This is a genomic window from Clostridium sp. D53t1_180928_C8 (assembly GCF_015667795.1).
Lineage (GTDB): Bacteria > Bacillota > Clostridia > Clostridiales > Clostridiaceae > Clostridium.
Genome location: NZ_JADPEL010000001.1, coordinates 144,892 through 163,578 on the forward strand (window position 1 = coordinate 144,892; position 18,687 = coordinate 163,578).

Sequence of the window (18,687 nt, forward strand, 5' to 3'; positions counted from 1 at the left end):
TCCCCAAAAATAAGTTTTTAATATTTATCCAAACATTCTACTATTAGCATACTTGGAAATTGAAGTTGCTTTTCTTGTATTAGTTTGTATTACATCTTTTATTATGTCAGGTAAAAATTCATCGAATTTCACCTCTAAAATTATGGTATCGTTAGCAGGAATCTTCATTGTGGGAAGATTTGTATTAAACATATCTCTTGAATAGATACCACTTCTAATATTGCTATCAATAGTGATTCTTACATTTCCAGGTTTATAAATATACGCCTCACGTGTATAATCAACTAATGTTTTGGGCTTTAACATTTGAGATTTCATTTTAAAATATAATTCTTGAATTAATGATTTATTAGAGTTAAGCATCCATTCAATATCATTATTTAATATTTTTTCACATTGCTCTTTGGTTAATGGGGCTGAAAACTTAGCACATAAACCATTGATTTTAATTTTCTTTTCTAACCTAATAAAATTAAAATTATCGTTATAATATCTAATTCTAAATTTTTCACGTTTACTATAACCATTAACTTTTTCAAGTAAGGCTTTATCATTAAAATTATCAAAATATAAACTGCGGATATGATAAGTTCCAGAATCTCCTGAATTTAAATCTAATGAAGCTATATGTTTAATTCTATTTTTTATTGCAAAATAATCAGCAACATTAATAAAGAATTTTAATTCATGTCTTGGTTTAGTTATAAAAATCACCTCCGATTTGACTAATGTTAAACTTAAGTTAACTTATAAGTTAAATGGTAATACTCCAACCTTAAAATAATCTTAAAAATGAACTAAATAATTTGTTTGTATGTTAGACTTTTAGTAAAGAATTAGTTATATAGAATGTTAGGAGAGTGAGGTTAATGAGATTATTACTTGTAGAAGATGAGATACAACTTTCTGAAGCTCTTAATCAAATATTAAGTAAAAATAAATATGGAGTTGATGCTGTATATAATGGTGAAGATGGATTGGATTATGGGTTAACAGATATATATGATGTAATAATATTAGATATTATGCTTCCTAAGCTTAATGGATTAGAAGTGCTTAGGAGATTAAGAAAGGATGGCATAAAAACACCTGTTATCTTACTAACAGCTAAGGGGGAAATTGAAGATAAGGTCAAAGGGTTAGATTGTGGAGCTGATGACTACTTACCTAAGCCTTTTGCAATAGAAGAGTTGTTAGCAAGGTTAAGGGCATTAACAAGAAGGCAAGGAGAAATTATTAATGATAATATTTTAGAGTTTGGGGATATTAAATTAAATATTTCTAGTTATGAATTAGAGGGAGCTTGTAACAGTATTAAGCTTTCATTAAAAGAATTTGAGATTATAAGATGTTTTATACAAAGACCAAAGACAATAGTTACTAAAGATGAGTTAATAAGTAAAATATGGGGATATGACTCCGATGCGGAGTATAATAATATAGAAGTTTATATTTCATTTTTAAGAAAGAAGCTAGGATATATTGATTCAGCTACTAGTATAACAACTGTAAGAGGTGTTGGTTATAAGCTGGAGGAAAATTAAATGTTTAGTAAGTTAAAAAGAAAGTTTGTATTAATTAATATGATGCTTTTAACAACTGTGTTTATAGGTATATTTGGAACTATATATTTAACTACTGCCTATAGTATGGAAAAGGATATGAAAATGCAGTTGTGGAGAAATATGATTGTTGTACCGCAACAAAAACCAATGCCAAAAGATGAAAGAATGGATATGACAATAAAAATAGACTTGGATAATACTAATGAGGTAGTTGGTGTTTCTTCTAGATTAAATACAGAGGGGCTAGATATAAATAGTATTGTTTCAAAGGTTATTAATAGTGATAAGTCAATGAGTAAAATAAATATTAATGGAGAAAGCTTTGCATATTTAAAACAAGATATTGGTACAGGAAAAAGGATAGTATTAATGAGTAGGACATTTCAACAAGATATGCTATGGAGTTTATTAAAAATATTTATTGGAGTAGGTTCAGTAAGTTTAATTTTATTGTTTTTTATAAGTATATATTTTACTAATAAAGCCATAAATCCATTGGAGGAAACATTTAAAAAGCAAAAGCAATTTATTGCGGATGCATCCCATGAACTTAGAACTCCACTAACTATTATTAAAACTAATATTTCATTATTACAGGAAAATGAAATGGAAACTATAAAGAGTCAAAAAAAGTGGATTAATTATATAGATTCTCAGACAGGAAGAATGTCAACTTTAATTAATGAAATGTTATCATTAGCTAATTTAGATGCTAATAAGAAAAAGGGAGATATTATTAATTTTAATTTAAGTAAAATTATAAGTGATTCATTATTAGTATTTGAGGTAGTAATATTTGAAAAAGGTCTTACATTAGAGGAGAATATATCAGATAGGCTTTTTATAAATGGAGAAAAGGATCAAATTAAAAAGCTTATAAGTATATTAATGGATAATGCCATTAAGTATACAAATAAAAATGGAAAAATAGCTATATCACTTAATACTGAGAAAAATAAAGCAAAATTAATAATTAAAAATACTGGTGAAGGAATAAAGGAAGAGCATTTAGAAAAAATATTTGAGAGATTTTATAGAGTTGATGATTCAAGGGATAGAGGTACAGGAGGTTATGGACTTGGACTTTCTATAGCAAAAGCTATAGTAGAGGAGCATAAAGGGAAAATATATGCAGAAAGTATAGTAAAAAAAGAAACATCATTTATTATAGAGCTTCCAATGAGTTAGTAAAAAAAGTTGAAATAATTATTTTTTTAGATTGTTGCAAAAGAATTTGTAATGGTCTTTTATCTTTTAGAATTAAATCTTAAGAATTTCTTTAGATTTAACATAAACTCTTCTTTATTTTTTTAATATAATATAAAATTATACTTAGGAATAAAAGGATAAATTTGGAGGAACAAATATGGATGCTAATAGTATTTTAAATTATCTGTCACAGTATGGTGTGATATTTATATTTATAATTGTATTTTTGGAATATTTAAACTTACCAGGACTTCCAGCAGGTATAATAATGCCACTGGCAGGATTATGGGTATCAAGAGGTGAAATGAACTTTCCATTTGTTTTAATGTTATCGGTAATAGCAGGAGTTATAGGAAGCTGGTGTTTATATTTTTTAGGATTCTATGGAGGCGGTTTTTTATTAGAAAAATATACGAAAAAATTTCCTAAACAAAAGGCTTATATAGATGATAAACTTGAATACTTAAGAAGTAAAGGTCATATAGGAGTATTTGTAAGTAGACTTATTCCTGTTGCAAGAACAATAATTGCAATACCAGCAGGAGTTTTAAAAATGAATTTTTTAAAATATACAATATATTCAGCTTGTGGAATATTTATATGGAATGGTGTCTTTATTTCAGCAGGTTATATTTTAGGTGAGGGAATTTTTAAATATATTGGATAATTTAAATTATTTAGTTAGAGGTTATATAGTATAACCTCTATTATTTTTGAGGAAACTACAACTCCATTTAGTCGTAGTAGTAAGTTCAGCTAACCAAATCTAAGATTTGGAGCTTCACTTAAGAAAATCTTTAGAATTATATAAAGTTGTTGTTTAGTTTTGGGTATTATTATTGATAATATAGTAAGTGAACATGTTCGTAAAATTAGAAAAGAGGGGTAAATAGAAATGAATAATATGAGCTCATATAATGTTTTAGTAGTAGAAGATGAAAATGATATAGCAATTGCAATAGAAGCATATTTAAATAATCAAGGATATAATGTTTTTATAGCTAATAATGGAATAGAAGGTTTAGAGGTGTTAAAGAAGGAAACTATTCATTTAGCGATAGTTGATGTAATGATGCCAAAGATGGACGGCATAACTTTTGTTATGAGACTTAGAGAAAATCATGATTTTCCTGTAATAATGCTATCTGCAAAATCAGAAGAGGTAGATAAAATAATGGGACTTAATATTGGGGCAGATGATTATGTAACGAAACCATTTAGACCACTTGAATTATTAGCTAGAGTCAATTCACAGCTTAGAAGATATTCCAAGTTTATGAATATGGTTAAGGAACCAGATGTTAAAGAAAATATTTATAGTGTAGGTGGATTAGAATTAAATTTTGACACTAAGGAAGTAACTGTAGATGAAAAAAATGTTAAGTTAACACCTATTGAATTTAAGATATTGGCATTACTTATGAAACATCCTGGTAGGGTATTTGCCGCTGACGAAATATATGAAAGAGTATGGAATGAGCAGGCGATAAATACTGATACAATAATGGTACATGTAAGAAAGATAAGAGAAAAAATTGAAATAAATCCGAAGAATCCAAAATATTTAAAGGTGGTGTGGGGAGTTGGATATAAAATTGAAAAGCAATAAGGAAAACCATAAAAGCAATGATAGCATTAATGATTTAAAAAAAGATAATTATAAAAGCAAAGGGATTATAACTACGTTAGTAATTATAACTATAATAATTTTAGCAGCTTTAGGAATGTGTAACTCTTATGGATTTGTAAATGAAGCAGCGAAAAGTAAAAATTCAAATTATTTTGATGAGTATGGATTTAGTCGGCTTATAGCAGAATCAAGTTATGCATTATATTATGACTCTATTAAAGATAATAATCCTCAGAAGTCAAGTGATATTTTATTAAGTATAGATAAAAATATATTAGGTAATGAAGAAGAGTATAATTATATTAGAGATGAATTTGATAGTAATATAAATGAGTTTAATAGTGAATTTTCTGGATGGAGAAATGGTGTTAGTTCAGGAAATTTAAAGTATTACTATCATAATAATTCTAATAATAAGGTTAGTAATACATTAGATGGAAGTATAAATTTTGAAAATAATAATGTAAACATGTCAGAATTAAATAAAGAAAATTATCAGTTTTATACTGTAATTACCTTTGATAATGAAGGGAATTTGACTATTGGAGATACTTTTGGAGCAGATAAAGAAGTTTTAAAATCAAATATTCAAAATCAATTAATGAATATAAGAAGTAATTATAATATTTCAAATGTTATAGATGGAGAAGGGTATTATAATCTAACTATGAATCCAATTAAGGATATGACAACTGTATATGCAGTTCCAAAAGTATTAAATAATTATGATAACATTAGATGGGGAATAGAAAATGCTGATATTAGTAGATATGAAGGTATAGGTTCAGGAATTGCGCTTATAATAGCTGGTATTATAGCATTAGTAGCCTTAATATTCCCGATAAGAAAAGCTAGAAATACAATATTATTTAATAAAATAGTTGAAATCCCATTTGAACTTTGGATAATTATTATTGGATTTGCAATAGCTGCTTTAGGTCCATTAGCAGGACAGCTTATAAGAGCTACTTTAAATGGAGATTTAAAAGCAATATTTACAGAAATGATACCAAATTTAATCATTCCAGAAAGAGTAATATGGATATTTAATTTTATAATATGGTTATTAAGCTATGCGGCAGTATTCTTCTTTATATTAGTTATTAAATATATATTTAATTTTGGAATTGTAGATTATATAAAGAGAAGAACTATATTTGGAATGGTAATAATGTTCTTCATTAGAATAATTAAAAGAACGTTAGATGAGGTAACTAAAATAGATTTAAGAGAAAAAAATAATAAGCTAATAATGAAATTATTAGTAATAAATGCAGTAATTTTATTACTAATAACTTCTATATGGTTCTTTGGAATTCCTGTAGTTATACTTTATTCAATAGTTTTATTCTTTATTATAAGAAAATATGTTGATAAGATAAGTGAAAAATATAGTAAGCTTAGGGAAGCAACAAGTAAAATTGCAAAGGGAAAATTAGATGTTAATATAGAAGAAGATTTAGGGCTTTTTGAACCATTTAAAGAAGATTTACAACAAATTCAAAAAGGATTTAAAAGTGCCGTTGATGAAGAAGTTAAGAGTCAAAAAATGAAAACAGATTTAATATCAAATGTTTCTCATGATTTAAAAACTCCTTTAACAGCAATAATTACTTATGCTGATCTTTTAAAAGATGAAAATTTATCAGAAGAAAAGCGTAAGCAATATATTGAAACTTTAGATAGAAAAGCTCAAAGATTACAAGTTTTAATCGAAGATTTATTTGAAATGAGTAAAGCAACAAGCGGAAATATAAACTTAAATATTGAAAATATTGATGTTGTATCGTTAATGAAGCAAACTTTACTTGAGCTTGAAGATAAGCTTGAAGAAGCAAATTTAGCAGTAAGAAAGAATTTGCCAGAAGGAAAAGTAGTAGTACCTTTAGATAGCCAACGTACTTTTAGAGTTTTTGAGAATTTAGTAATTAATATGACAAAATATGCTATGCCTAATACTAGAGTATATGTTGATATTGTTGAGAGTGAAGAAAAAGTTAAAATAACAATGAAAAATATGGCTGCTGAAGAAATAACATTTAATGTAGATACGATAGCAGAAAGATTTGTTCGTGGTGATGAATCAAGAAATACTGAGGGCTCAGGTTTAGGCCTTGCAATAGCAAAGAGCTTTGTTGAACTACAAGGTGGTAAGTTTAATATTAGTGTGGATGGGGATTTATTTAAAGTAACTATAGTTTTTTATAAAATAAAGTAAGCCTATAAAATTAAAATATATATTATGACGTAAAGATGGAGTATAGTTAAAATTTTTTAATTATACTTCATCTTTTATTTAATAAGAAAAGTAGATGATTAGTCTATATTGAACTAGAGTTATAAATTATAAAATTAATAAATATATATAAATATGAATATAACATAATACATTCAAATAAATAAATATGCTAAAAGGGGGACTATATTATGTCATATAAATATTTATTAGATATTGCATTAATATTGTTAAGTACAAAGCTTTTAGGATTAATAACAAGAAAGTTTAATCTACCTCAGGTAGTAGGAGCGTTGCTTGCAGGGGTAATATTGGGACCATCAGTTTTTAATATATTGCATGAAACAGACTTTATAAGTATGATGGCAGAACTTGGTGTAATAGTAATTATGTTTACAGCTGGATTGGAAAGTGATATAACACAGTTGAAAAATACAGGTAAAGATTCACTAATAATAGCGAGCTTTGGTGTTTTGATTCCATTAGTAGGAGGAACTATTGTTGCATATATATTTAATGATGGTAGCTTAACAACAGTAAGTAGTATATTACAAAATGTATTTATTGGGGCTATATTAACAGCTACATCAGTTAGTATAACTGTTGAAGCATTAAGAGAGATTGGAAAATTATCAGAAAAAACAGCGACGGCTATATTAGGAGCAGCTATTATAGATGATATATTAGGAATACTAGTATTAACTGTAATAACTAGTATAGCAGATAAATCCGTGAATGTTGGAATTGTATTCTTGAAAATTTTTAGTTTTTTTATATTTGCACTTATAGTAGGTTATTTAGTTTATATTCTTTTTGATAAATGGATAAGTAAGTATGATATTGATAAAAGACGATTTGTTATTGGAGCATTTGTAATTTGTTTAGTACTATCATTTTCGGCAGAGGAGTTCTTTGGAGTTGCAGATATAACAGGTTCATTTATTGCAGGTCTTGTTTTATCTAGAAATAGAGAAACTAAATATATAGCAAAGCGGTTTGATATAATTTCATATATGTTATTATCACCTATATTCTTTGCAAGTATAGGAATAAATATGGAATTACCTAAGATGAGCTTATCTATCATAGTTATGACTATTGTTTTAGTAGTAGTTGCTATGATAACTAAGGTTTTAGGGTGTGGATTAGGAGCGAAGTTATGTGGGTATTCAAAAAAGGAAGTTATTCAGATAGGAGTAGGCATGATGGCAAGGGGAGAGGTTGCACTTGTTATAGCTAATAAAGGAATAAAAATGGGGATTATGAATAGCTATTTTTTACCTTCAGTTATTATAATGATTATTATATGTGCAATTGGGACTCCTATATTACTTAAAAAATCATATTCATGCTAATTTGTATCAAATGTTACACCTTAAAAAATTTATATGGTGTATAATCAAAGCATAAATTATTAAAATAAAAATACGTGTGATAAATAAAGGAGAGAAATATATGATAAATAAAGATAATACAATAGGTGAAATATTAGAAATGAATCCAAAGGCTGCAGATATTTTAAGTGAATTTGGCATGGGATGTCTAGGGTGTCCTTCAGCAACAATGGAAACATTAGAGCAAGCGTGTTACATTCATGGTTTAGAGTTAGAAGAAGTAATGAATAAATTAAATGAAAAATAAATAGAATAAGCAAAAAGCACTATATCTAGTAAAAAGAAGATATAGTGCTTTTATTTTAATATTTTTATTATTTAGTGGAAATATATTAAAGTGTTAATAATTATTAGGAGGAATAATTATGGAAAATAATATGGCTATGGAATACCCTATGTTTTGTTACCAATGTGAACAAACAGCAGGAGGAAAAGGTTGTACTAAAATGGGTATATGTGGGAAAACACCTGAAATTGCTGCACTTCAAGACTTATTAATATATCAAATAAAGGGTATTAGCTGTTATGCAAAAGAAATAATTGAAAAAGGTGATAATGTAGATAAAAGCATTGTAAGTTTTGTAGAAAATTCATTATTTACTACTTTAACAAATGTAAATTTTGATGCAGATGTTCATATAGAAATGTTGAAGAAGTCTCAAAGAATAAAAGAAAAACTAAGAAAACAAGTAGGAAAAATTAAAAATGATACGGATCATACAATTTATAATCTAAGTGAAACTAAATCAGAAATGTTAGAAGATGCAAAAAGGGCAGGAATAATGTATGATAAGGACCTTGATGCAGATGTTCGTTCGTTAAGACAAACAATAGTATATGGATTAAAAGGAATAAGTGCTTATGGTCATCAAGCAAGAGAACTTGGATATTATGATGATCAGGTTGATAACTTTTATATAAGAGCATTAGAGGCTACAACTGATGATACATTATCAGTTGATGAATTAATAAGATGGACTATGAGAACCGGTGATATGAGTGTAGCTGTAATGAAAAAATTAGATGAAGCTAATACAACTGTATATGAAAACCCATCACCTCATAAGGTAAATGTACATATTAAAAAAGGCCCATTTATTATTGTATCAGGACATGATTTAAAAGATCTTGAGATGCTATTAGAACAAACGAAAGGCAAAGGAATAAATATTTATATTCATGGTGAAATGATACCAAGCCATGGTTATCCAGGATTAAAAAAATATCCTCACTTGGTTGGAAATTTCGGTGGAGCTTGGCAAGATCAACAAAAAGAATTTGATAATATACCTGGTTGTATATTAATGACTACCAATTGTCTTATGACACCAAGGGAAACGTATAAAGATAGAATATTTACAACTAGTGTTGTTGGATGGGATGGAGTTAAGCACATAGCTAAAGGTAAAGATGGTAAAAAGGATTTTAGTGAAATAATAAATAAAGCCTTAGAGTTAGGTGGATATGAAGAGGATCAAGAACCACATGAAATATTAGTTGGATTTGGACATCATGCAACGTTAAGTAATGCAGAAACTATAGTTAACGCAGTTAAGAATGGAAAGATACGACATTTCTTTTTAATTGGAGGCTGTGATGGAGCTAGACCAGGTAGGAATTATTATACACAGTTTGCAAAAATGGTTCCTAATGATTGTATAATTCTTACTTTAGCTTGTGGTAAATATAGATTTAATAAGTTGGAGTTTGGTGAAGTTGCAGGATTACCAAGACTTTTAGATGTTGGTCAATGTAATGATGCTTATTCAGCAGTAAGAATTGCAACAGCTCTTGCAGATGCATTCGGAACTGATGTTAATGGATTACCATTATCATTAATTATATCTTGGTATGAGCAAAAAGCTGTAGCAGATCTTTTAGCATTATTATCACTTGGAATAAAGGGAATTTTCTTAGGACCAACACTTCCAGCATTTTTAAGTCCAAATGTACTTCAATATTTAGTTGATACATTTAATTTAAGAACTATAAGTACGGCAGAGGATGATTTAAAAACGTGCTTACAACAAGGTATTTAAATTAATATATAAATTAGGTAATTTCATTATTTTAATTACTGTATTTAAGGTGCTTAAGTGAATTTCGCTTAAGCACCTTTTTATAAATAAAATTATATTTAATTAAAATGTAACATATGTTACTTAATATAGTAAGAATTTAATGTATAGTAAAAATATAATTTAAATAAAAAATATATTAAGGGATGGAGGAGAATAAATATGAGTTTATTTTTAGGAAAGATACATTATTGGTTATTTAATAAAGTATTATGGTTTGAAGGTTTAGAAGATGAAATAATACAATTTGCTAATGATAAGGGAATAGATATAGAGAAATTAAAAGATGAAATAAATTTTAAATATGGACAAAAGTTACCGGGAAAAAATCTTGAAGAAATGATAGATACAAGTAATATTCATGGATGGTTACAAGATAAAATTAATAGTGCTGAGGGAAGAATGGCTGCATGGATAAATATTATATTAAATAATAATAATGATTATATTTTTGAGCTTAAAAAAATATATGAAAATCAAGGAGTTAATGCAGCAAATGAAGCAAAAGGGAAGATAGATATTGTAACTGCAGAATCTATATTTAATAGTATGAATGATTATATTTTAGATGGAATGCCATGTGATAGAGTAAATGAAATAATTACATCAAGTGAACAAAGTATAATGTGGAGAAAAAGAATATGTGTACATAAGGATATTTGGGAAGTTGAAGGTATATCAGTAGATATATTTTATGAACTGAGGGAACAATGGATAAATGTTTTTGTAAATGAAATTGATAATAGTTATGAGTATATTAAATCAGAAGAAAATATAAAAGCTATAAGAAAAAGGATATAGAGGGGTATGAATAATGAAAGCTATTGAAATAATGAATGAAGAACATAAATATATTCTTAGAATGTTAACTGTAGTTAGAAAGGCATGCTTAAGTATTTTAGATGGAAAAGAAATAATTTATGAAGATTTCAACAATATAATTGAGTTTATACAACTTTATGCTGATAGACATCATCATAAGAAAGAAGAAAAAATACTTTTTATAAAGATGGTAGAAAATATTGGAGAGACAGCAGAAAAAGTAGTTAATCAAGGTATGCTTGTAGAACATGATTTAGGAAGATTATATGTCAGAAATCTAATTGAAGCATTAGATAAGGTAAAGAAGGGAGACTTAGAATCTAAATTAGATATTATATCTAATGCTATTTCATATACACATCTATTAGCTAGACATATAGATAAAGAGGATAGGGTTATATATAAATTTGCCGAACGTGAGTTAGATGAAGAAGTGTTAGGGTTTATTAATATAGAATGTGAGAATTTTGAAAATAATAATAAAGATATAAAGGATAAGTATTTATATATTTTAGGAGAGTTAGAAAAGAAGTATAAAGTAAGCGAATAATATTAAAAGTGTAAATAAGAAAAATAATAAAATCACTCTGATAACATTTTATTAGAGTGATTTTATTGTTTAAAAATATTATTTTCTAGATTCGTATATTTCTTTTTCAACATCTATGAAAATTTTAGCAATAACACCATAAGCGTTCCCCCAAGCTTCAATAACTTCATCAGTTGCAGCATCACCTAAAACTTCTTTAATAGAAGCTAAAAGATTTGAACCAACGATTGGATAATGATCTGCAGTTATTTGACGGTCACAGTGTATTTCACCAATTCTTTTTACTACTGGTAAAATTGCTGGAAGGTTGTCTATGTTTTGAGCGGCAGCTAAAATAGTCATAGCTAATGCTTTAGGTTGTTCTCCAGAATTTTGTTTATCCATATTGAATAATGGTTGAACTTCAGGGTTATTAGCAAACATATTTTTATAGAAAGTTGTTGTTATTTCTAATCCATGTTCCTTTAAAACTGGAACTGTACTTTTTATTATATCTATTGTTTTTTGATCTAACATATTAATTCTCCTTTGTTTAATTACTATTAAATGATAATTATTATTTGTAACTTATGAAATTAATATAACATATAAAAATAAAATGTGCAAGTAAAATACACATTTTATTTTTATGATATAATTGCTTTACGTTATATGAAAGGAAGAGGTATTTATGCAATTATCAAAGTTTACCGATTACGCATTTAGATCGTTAATATATTTAGCAAAAAATTCTAAAGAAAATGCAACTGTAGATATATTAGCTGAAGAGTTAAAAATATCAACACATCATTTAAAGAAAGTAGTAAATAAACTTGCAAAAACAGAATATATAATTTCTATAAAGGGAAGAAATGGTGGATTAAGACTAGGAGTGGTTCCAGAAGAAATTAATTTAGGTAAGGTTTTGTTATTAACAGAGGAAAACTTAAATATAGTTGAATGTATGAATGAATTAGGAACTTGCCCATTAATAAATGATAGATGTAAACTTAAGGGGATAATTTCAAATTCTTTAAGTGCATTCGTAGATGAGATGTCTAAATATACATTAAAGGATATAATTTAAATAGATCATAAACTGAAAATTAGAGTAACTTATCTAAGTATAAAATAACTCGATATTATTGTACGTATAATAATATTGAGTTATTTTTTGTAAAGCAGAAATAAAAATGAGTGGACAATAATGAATAGGAAATATGTTTGACAATATATTTTATAATTATTTTAACTATAATATATAAATGTAAATTCAATTATATCTATAAAAAATACAGTTGAAACAATTAAAAGAAAAAAATATAAAAATTTACAAAAATAACTTGTACATACATAGTGAATATAATATAATAAAAATGTACTTACAATATGAAAAGGTTTAAATAGTAAGGAGGTATATGTATGAATGAAAAGTATATTACAATAAGTAATAAAATTTTATATTATTTAGTTGCGCCAAGTTTATTATTATATTTCATATTAATAGATATGGGAATTATTCAATGTACAATTACAGGATTAGCAATGTTTTCAATAGCAATAATATGTGGGGTAGCTGTTAATGTGCTATATAAAAAGAAAAATGAAGCTTATAGATTTGAAGTAAATGCATCTTATGGGAAGGTTATGATGATATTAGTATTTTTTGAGTTAGCATTTAACATGGTGAAGTTCTAAATAGGAAGTGGATATATAACTACATCTTTTTGAAAACGTTTAAAATGGTGGTTATAATATAAATTTTTAAACTATGGTATTTATTGGGAGGAGATTTTATGAAGAAAAAATTTATGGCAATGTTATTATCTATGAGTTTATTAGGAACATTAGGAGGTTGTGGTATTACAACTGATATCAATGAAGCAACTGGTGGTGGAAAATCAGAAAGTGTTGAAACTGGGACAGAGGTTACAGGCAATATAGTTGATGGAAAAACAATAGGTATATTAATGCCTACAAAATCATCAGAACGTTGGATTAATGATGGCAACGATATGGTAGAAGAACTTAAAAAATTAGGATATAAAACAGATTTACAATATGCTGAAGACGTAGTAGAAACTCAAGTTTCACAAGCGGAAAATTTAATAACAAAGGGTGTTGATTGTTTAGTAATAGCTAATATAGATGGAGAAGCTTTAACTGATGTTTGTCAAAAGGCTCATGATGCAGGAATTCCTGTTGTTGCATATGACAGATTAATTAAGAATACAGAATATGTTGATTATTATATATCTTTTGATAATACATTAGTTGGTGTCCAAATAGGAGAATATATTGAGGAAGCTTTAGACCTAAAAAATGCTAATGGAAAATCATATAATATAGAATTATTTGCAGGATCTCCTGATGATAATAATGCACATATGTTATACGATGGTGCAATGAGTGTATTACAACAATATATTGATAATGGAAGTTTAGTTGTAGTTTCAGGACAAACCACTTTTGATACAGTATGTACATTAAGATGGGATGGTGCCTTAGCTCAATCAAGAATGGAAAATATATTAACTGCAAATTATTCAGCGGGTAAAAAGGTAGATGCAGTATTTTCATCATATGATGGGTTAAGTCGTGGAATAGTAGAAGCTTTAAGAAGTGTTGGGTATGGCACAGCAGATCTTCCATGGCCAGTAATAACTGGGCAAGATGCTGAAACAGCAACTATTAAATCCATTATTTTAGGAGAACAAACTCAAACAATATTTAAAGATACTAGGGAGTTAGCAAGTAGAGCAGTGAAAACAGTTGATGCAATTCTTAAGGGTGAAGAAGTAGAGGTAAATGATACAGAAACTTATGATAATGGCATAAAGGTTGTCCCTTCATATCTTTGTACTCCAATTTCTGTAGATATAAATAATTATAAAAAAGTTTTAATTGATTCAGGATATATAGAAGAATCAGAACTTAGGTAGTATTGAGAAAGGTAATTATCAGGAGAATTTTAAAATTCTCCAGACAATTAAAAAGGGAGGTTGAAATCACATGGTCAGTGGTAAAAATGATATTATACTTGAAATGAAAAATATAACTAAAACTTTCCCAGGAGTTAAAGCATTAGATAATGTAAATTTAAAGGTTAAAAAAGGTGAAATTCATTCTCTTTGTGGTGAAAATGGTGCAGGAAAATCCACACTAATGAAAGTTTTAAGTGGTATTTATCCATATGGAGATTATGAAGGTGAAATACTTTATAATGATAAAACTTGCAAATACAAAGGGGTAAAAGATAGTGAACATGATGGAATAGTTATAATCCATCAAGAATTAGCATTAAGCCCTTATTTAAGTATAGGGGAAAATATTTTCATTGGAAATGAACTTGCAAAGTATGGTGTAATAGATTGGCATGAAGTTAGAACTAAAACAAAAGAATTGCTTGCAAAGGTAGGATTAGATGAGGATCCTGACACGATTGTTAATACACTTGGAGTTGGAAAACAACAATTAATTGAAATAGCAAAAGCATTATCAAAGGATGTAAAATTATTGATTTTAGATGAACCGACAGCTTCATTAAATGAAGATGATAGTGAAAATTTATTAAATTTAATGTTAGAACTAAAATCACATGGTATAACATCAATTTTGATATCACATAAGTTAAATGAAGTATCAAAGGTATGTGACTCTATTACTGTTTTACGTGATGGATCTACAATTGAAACTTTAGATGCAACTGGTGGAAAGATATCAGAGGATAGAATAGTAAAGGGAATGGTTGGACGAGAAATTACTGAACGTTACCCAAAGAGAGTATCTAAAATCGGAGATGTATTATTTGAGGTTAATAATTGGAATGTTTATCATCCGGATTACTCTGATAGAAAGATGGTGAATAATGTAAACATTAAAGTGAGAAAAGGTGAAGTTTTAGGAATTGCAGGGCTTATGGGTGCAGGAAGAACTGAACTTGCAATGAGTATATTTGGAAGAAGTTATGGACAAAAAATATCAGGTTCTATTAAAAAGCAAGGGAAAGAAATTCATATAAAAAGTGTCCAAGATGCAATTGATAATGGAATAGCATATGTTACTGAAGATAGAAAAGAAGCTGGATTAAATCTTATTGATGATATAAGGCATAATATTTCTATTTCATCATTAGATAAAATATCTAAATATGGAGTAATTAACGATCAAGTAGAAATATTAGCAGCTGAAGATTTTAGAAAGTCTATGAAAATTAAAACACCAAGTATAACTCAACTAACAGGAAATCTAAGTGGAGGTAATCAGCAAAAGGTAGTACTTTCTAGGTGGGTTTATGCAGAACCAGATTTATTAATATTGGATGAACCAACAAGAGGTATAGACGTTGGCGCAAAGTATGAGATTTATACTATAATTAATGATCTTGTTAATCAAGGTAAATCTGTTATTGTAATTTCATCAGAATTACCGGAAGTACTAGGATTAAGTGATAGAATTTATGTAATGAATGAAGGAAAAATTATAGGGGAGTTAGATGCAAAGGAAGCAAATCAAGAAGTAATAATGAGTATGATTGTAGCATCTAAATAGGAGGGAAATATAATGAGTGAAGTAAAATTACCAGTTAATAAAAACTTGAATAATGGAAAAAATGGAAGTGGAATTTCAATAAGTAAAGTAATAAAAGAAAATGGTATGTTAATAGCATTAGTAGCAGTTGTAGTTATATTTCAAATTTTAACTAAAGGGATAATGTTAAAACCTCTTAATATAACAAATCTTATACAACAAAATGGATATATTCTTATTCTTGCTGTAGGTATGTTATTGGTAGTTATAATAGGAACAGTAGACCTTGCAGTAGGTTCTGTAAGTGCATTTATTGGAGCTGTTGCAGGGGTAGCTATGGTTAATAAGGGGTTACACCCAGTACTTGCTATTATTATTGCTTTAGCAATTGGTATGCTTGTTGGAGCTATACAAGGATATTGGATAGCATATAAGGAAATCCCAGGCTTTGTTGTTACATTAGCAGGTCAATTAGTTTTTAGAGGATTAACAATGATACTTTTAAATGGTACAACAATTGCACCATTCCCAACATCATTTGCAAATTTAGGATCAGGATTTATTCCTCCACTTTTCTATTTCATGGTTGGTGATGGATATTTAGTAGGTTCATCAGTATTAGTAGGAATCGCATTATCATTAGCTTTCATTTGGGCAGATATTAATAAGAGAAAGAAACTTAAAAAATATAATTTTAATGTTGAGTCAAAAAATATGCTTTTAATGAAAGTAATAGTTAAAGTTGTTGTTATAAATGTTGCAACTCTTGTTTTAGCATCATATAAAGGAATTCCTAATATATTAGTAATTTCAGGAGTGATAATAGCTATATATACATTTATAACTAATAAAACTGTATTTGGTAGACAAGTATATGCTGTTGGAGGAAATAAAAAGGCTGCTGCATTATCAGGTGTAAAGGTTGCCAAAGTTCAATTCTTAGTATTCTTAAATATGGGATTAATGGCAGCTGTAGCTGGTTTAGCTTATGCAGCTCGTGTTAATTCAGCACAACCAAAGGCAGGTGTTAACTTTGAACTTGATGCCTTAGCAGCTTGCTATATAGGTGGAGCATCAACAAGTGGTGGTGTAGGTAGAGTTATGGGAGCTGTTGTAGGTGGACTTGTAATGGGAGTACTTAATAATGGTATGTCGTTACTAGGTGTTGATAGTAACTGGCAATATGTAATTAAAGGTTTAGTATTATTATTTGCAGTTGTATTTGACTTATATTCTAAGAAGAAAAAGGCATAATAATTTGAAAGAGTTGTATCAAAATGTCAATGATACAACTCTTTTTTATAGTTAATTTATTATATTATGCAACTTGAGCTTGATGAAGTTTATTTAATGATTTAAATTCCCTAAATATTAGAACTAATGTTATAACAACTGATAAGAAATCAGCACAAGCACCTGCAGCCCAAACACCATCTAATCCAATAAATAACGGTAATATTAAAGTAAATGGAATTAATAAGATAACTTGTCTAAGTAAACTAACAAACATAGACATTTTAGCCTTACCAACAGATTGGAAGTAACTAGTTGCAACAATATTAACTCCAACTATAGGCATCATTAATAAATAAATTCTAACTCCTTTTACAGCAACAGCAGTAAGTTCAGGGTCATTATTAAATAAGCTAATTGCAAATTGAGGAAAGGCTTGTATTAAAATTCCACCCAATATACAAATAACAGTTGCTGCAATAGTTGCAATTATAAATGTTCTTTTTGATCTATCATATTTTTTTGCTCCATAATTAAATCCTATGATTGGTTGACATCCTTGATTAATGCCAAAGATAGGCATCATAAATACCATGTTAATTGATCCAATTATAGTCATTGCACCGATAGATAAATCATTACCATAAGCTTTTAAAGAATTATTAGCAACAACTTGTACTAAACTATTAGCAATTTGAGTTGCAAAAGGTGCTATACCAATTGCAAAAGTCATTAATACTAAATTCTTTTTTAGCTTCATATTTTCGATTTTTAATTTTAAGTTAGATTTTCCCTTAGTATAGTAATAAAGAATTATAAAGAATGTAAGTGCTTGAGAAATAACAGTAGCAAAAGCAGCACCTTTAATTCCCATATTTAATATAAAAACAAATACATAGTCTAATACAACATTAGTTAAACAACCAACAATCATAGTAAATGAAGCCATTTTAGGACTTCCATCAGCTCTCACGGTGCTGTTTAGAGCAAATGAAAGAATATTAAATGTACATCCAAATAATATTATAGTAATATATTGCTTTGCATAAATTAAGGTATTAGAGCTTGCACCAAATAAATTAAGAATTGGATTTATGAAAATAAGTCCAATAACAGTGAGTGATATACCTACGATTAAGCTTAAAGTAATAGCACTACCTATTAATCTTTCAGCATCATCTCTTTTACCTCTGCCAAGATTTAAAGATATATTAGCTGTTGAACCAATCCCTATAAGCATACCAAATGCTAGTAAAATAGACATAATTGGCATAGTAATTCCAACGCCTGTTAAAGCTAAAGATCCAACTTCTGGGATACGCCCTATAAACATTCTATCTACAATATTATATAAAGCATTAACCAGCATTCCTATTATTGCAGGAATAGAGTATTTTAATAATAATTTTCCAATAGATTCTTCACCTAAGTGATTTTGATGTCCCATATTTTATCCTCCAA

18 protein-coding genes are annotated in these 18,687 nt (G+C 27.8%); 15 read left to right on the forward strand and 3 right to left on the reverse strand.

All coding sequences use genetic code 11. The annotated features are described in order from the left end of the window. Nucleotides 1-24: 24 nt before the first annotated feature. Nucleotides 25-711: a polyphosphate polymerase domain-containing protein gene (locus I4V51_RS00650; RefSeq protein ID WP_195986565.1), complete on the reverse strand. Its 687-nt coding sequence runs from the start codon at nt 709-711 to the stop codon at nt 25-27. A gap of 158 nt (nt 712-869) precedes the next feature. Between I4V51_RS00650 and I4V51_RS00655 the strand changes: the two genes are divergently transcribed. The 10 genes from I4V51_RS00655 (at nt 870) to I4V51_RS00700 (ending at nt 11,484) form a co-directional block, all read left to right on the forward strand. Next, nucleotides 870-1,544: a response regulator transcription factor gene (locus I4V51_RS00655; protein ID WP_195986399.1), complete on the forward strand. Its 675-nt coding sequence runs from the start codon at nt 870-872 to the stop codon at nt 1,542-1,544. Continuing rightward, on the forward strand, nt 1,545-2,753 hold the full coding sequence (locus I4V51_RS00660; RefSeq protein ID WP_195986400.1) for an ATP-binding protein: 1,209 nt from the start codon (nt 1,545-1,547) through the stop codon (nt 2,751-2,753). It abuts the gene before it with no gap. A 178-nt stretch (nt 2,754-2,931) separates the two neighbouring features. Continuing rightward, on the forward strand, nt 2,932-3,441 hold the full coding sequence (locus tag I4V51_RS00665) for a DedA family protein (protein ID WP_195986401.1): 510 nt from the start codon (nt 2,932-2,934) through the stop codon (nt 3,439-3,441). A 237-nt stretch (nt 3,442-3,678) separates the two neighbouring features. Further along, on the forward strand, nt 3,679-4,383 hold the full coding sequence (locus I4V51_RS00670; protein WP_195986566.1) for a response regulator transcription factor: 705 nt from the start codon (nt 3,679-3,681) through the stop codon (nt 4,381-4,383). After that, nucleotides 4,370-6,622 (forward strand): sensor histidine kinase, encoded by a 2,253-nt coding sequence (locus I4V51_RS00675; RefSeq protein ID WP_195986402.1) that lies wholly within the window; start codon nt 4,370-4,372, stop codon nt 6,620-6,622. The genes I4V51_RS00670 and I4V51_RS00675 overlap by 14 nt, the downstream gene beginning before the upstream one ends. A 206-nt stretch (nt 6,623-6,828) precedes the next feature. Beyond that, nucleotides 6,829-7,995, forward strand: a complete 1,167-nt coding sequence (locus I4V51_RS00680; protein ID WP_195986567.1) for a cation:proton antiporter — start codon at nt 6,829-6,831, stop codon at nt 7,993-7,995. Nucleotides 7,996-8,095: 100 nt separating this feature from the next. After that, nucleotides 8,096-8,281 carry a DUF1858 domain-containing protein gene (locus I4V51_RS00685; protein ID WP_195986403.1) on the forward strand — a complete coding sequence of 62 codons (186 nt, stop codon included), beginning with the start codon at nt 8,096-8,098 and terminating at the stop codon, nt 8,279-8,281. A gap of 118 nt (nt 8,282-8,399) precedes the next feature. Then, nucleotides 8,400-10,073 carry a hydroxylamine reductase gene (hcp, locus tag I4V51_RS00690; protein WP_195986404.1) on the forward strand — a complete coding sequence of 558 codons (1,674 nt, stop codon included), beginning with the start codon at nt 8,400-8,402 and terminating at the stop codon, nt 10,071-10,073. A 201-nt stretch (nt 10,074-10,274) separates the two neighbouring features. Further along, entirely contained in the window at nt 10,275-10,913 is a 639-nt protein-coding gene (locus I4V51_RS00695; RefSeq protein ID WP_195986405.1) for a hypothetical protein, read from the forward strand. 13 nt (nt 10,914-10,926) lie between these two features. After that, nucleotides 10,927-11,484 carry a hemerythrin domain-containing protein gene (locus I4V51_RS00700; RefSeq protein WP_195986406.1) on the forward strand — a complete coding sequence of 186 codons (558 nt, stop codon included), beginning with the start codon at nt 10,927-10,929 and terminating at the stop codon, nt 11,482-11,484. Nucleotides 11,485-11,562: 78 nt separating this feature from the next. Here the strand turns inward: I4V51_RS00700 and I4V51_RS00705 are convergent, their stop codons facing one another. After that, nucleotides 11,563-12,000: a globin domain-containing protein gene (locus tag I4V51_RS00705; protein ID WP_195986407.1), complete on the reverse strand. Its 438-nt coding sequence runs from the start codon at nt 11,998-12,000 to the stop codon at nt 11,563-11,565. A gap of 154 nt (nt 12,001-12,154) precedes the next feature. On the opposite strand from I4V51_RS00705, the gene I4V51_RS00710 reads away from it, so the two are divergent. The 5 genes from I4V51_RS00710 (at nt 12,155) to mmsB (ending at nt 17,247) form a co-directional block, all read left to right on the forward strand. Next, nucleotides 12,155-12,550, forward strand: coding sequence for an Rrf2 family transcriptional regulator (locus I4V51_RS00710; protein WP_195986408.1), 396 nt, complete (start codon nt 12,155-12,157; stop codon nt 12,548-12,550). Between the two features lie 335 nt (nt 12,551-12,885). After that, complete coding sequence (locus I4V51_RS00715) at nt 12,886-13,161, forward strand: hypothetical protein (protein WP_195986409.1); 276 nt, start codon at nt 12,886-12,888, stop codon at nt 13,159-13,161. Nucleotides 13,162-13,259: 98 nt separating this feature from the next. Continuing rightward, complete coding sequence (gene chvE / locus I4V51_RS00720) at nt 13,260-14,405, forward strand: multiple monosaccharide ABC transporter substrate-binding protein (protein WP_195986410.1); 1,146 nt, start codon at nt 13,260-13,262, stop codon at nt 14,403-14,405. A gap of 70 nt (nt 14,406-14,475) precedes the next feature. Beyond that, on the forward strand, nt 14,476-16,014 hold the full coding sequence (gene mmsA, locus I4V51_RS00725) for a multiple monosaccharide ABC transporter ATP-binding protein (protein ID WP_195986411.1): 1,539 nt from the start codon (nt 14,476-14,478) through the stop codon (nt 16,012-16,014). A gap of 12 nt (nt 16,015-16,026) precedes the next feature. Further along, complete coding sequence (mmsB, locus tag I4V51_RS00730; RefSeq protein WP_195986412.1) at nt 16,027-17,247, forward strand: multiple monosaccharide ABC transporter permease; 1,221 nt, start codon at nt 16,027-16,029, stop codon at nt 17,245-17,247. Nucleotides 17,248-17,311: 64 nt separating this feature from the next. On the opposite strand, the gene I4V51_RS00735 is transcribed toward mmsB, so the two are convergent. Beyond that, nucleotides 17,312-18,673: an MATE family efflux transporter gene (locus I4V51_RS00735; protein WP_195986413.1), complete on the reverse strand. Its 1,362-nt coding sequence runs from the start codon at nt 18,671-18,673 to the stop codon at nt 17,312-17,314. Nucleotides 18,674-18,687 lie beyond the last annotated feature (14 nt).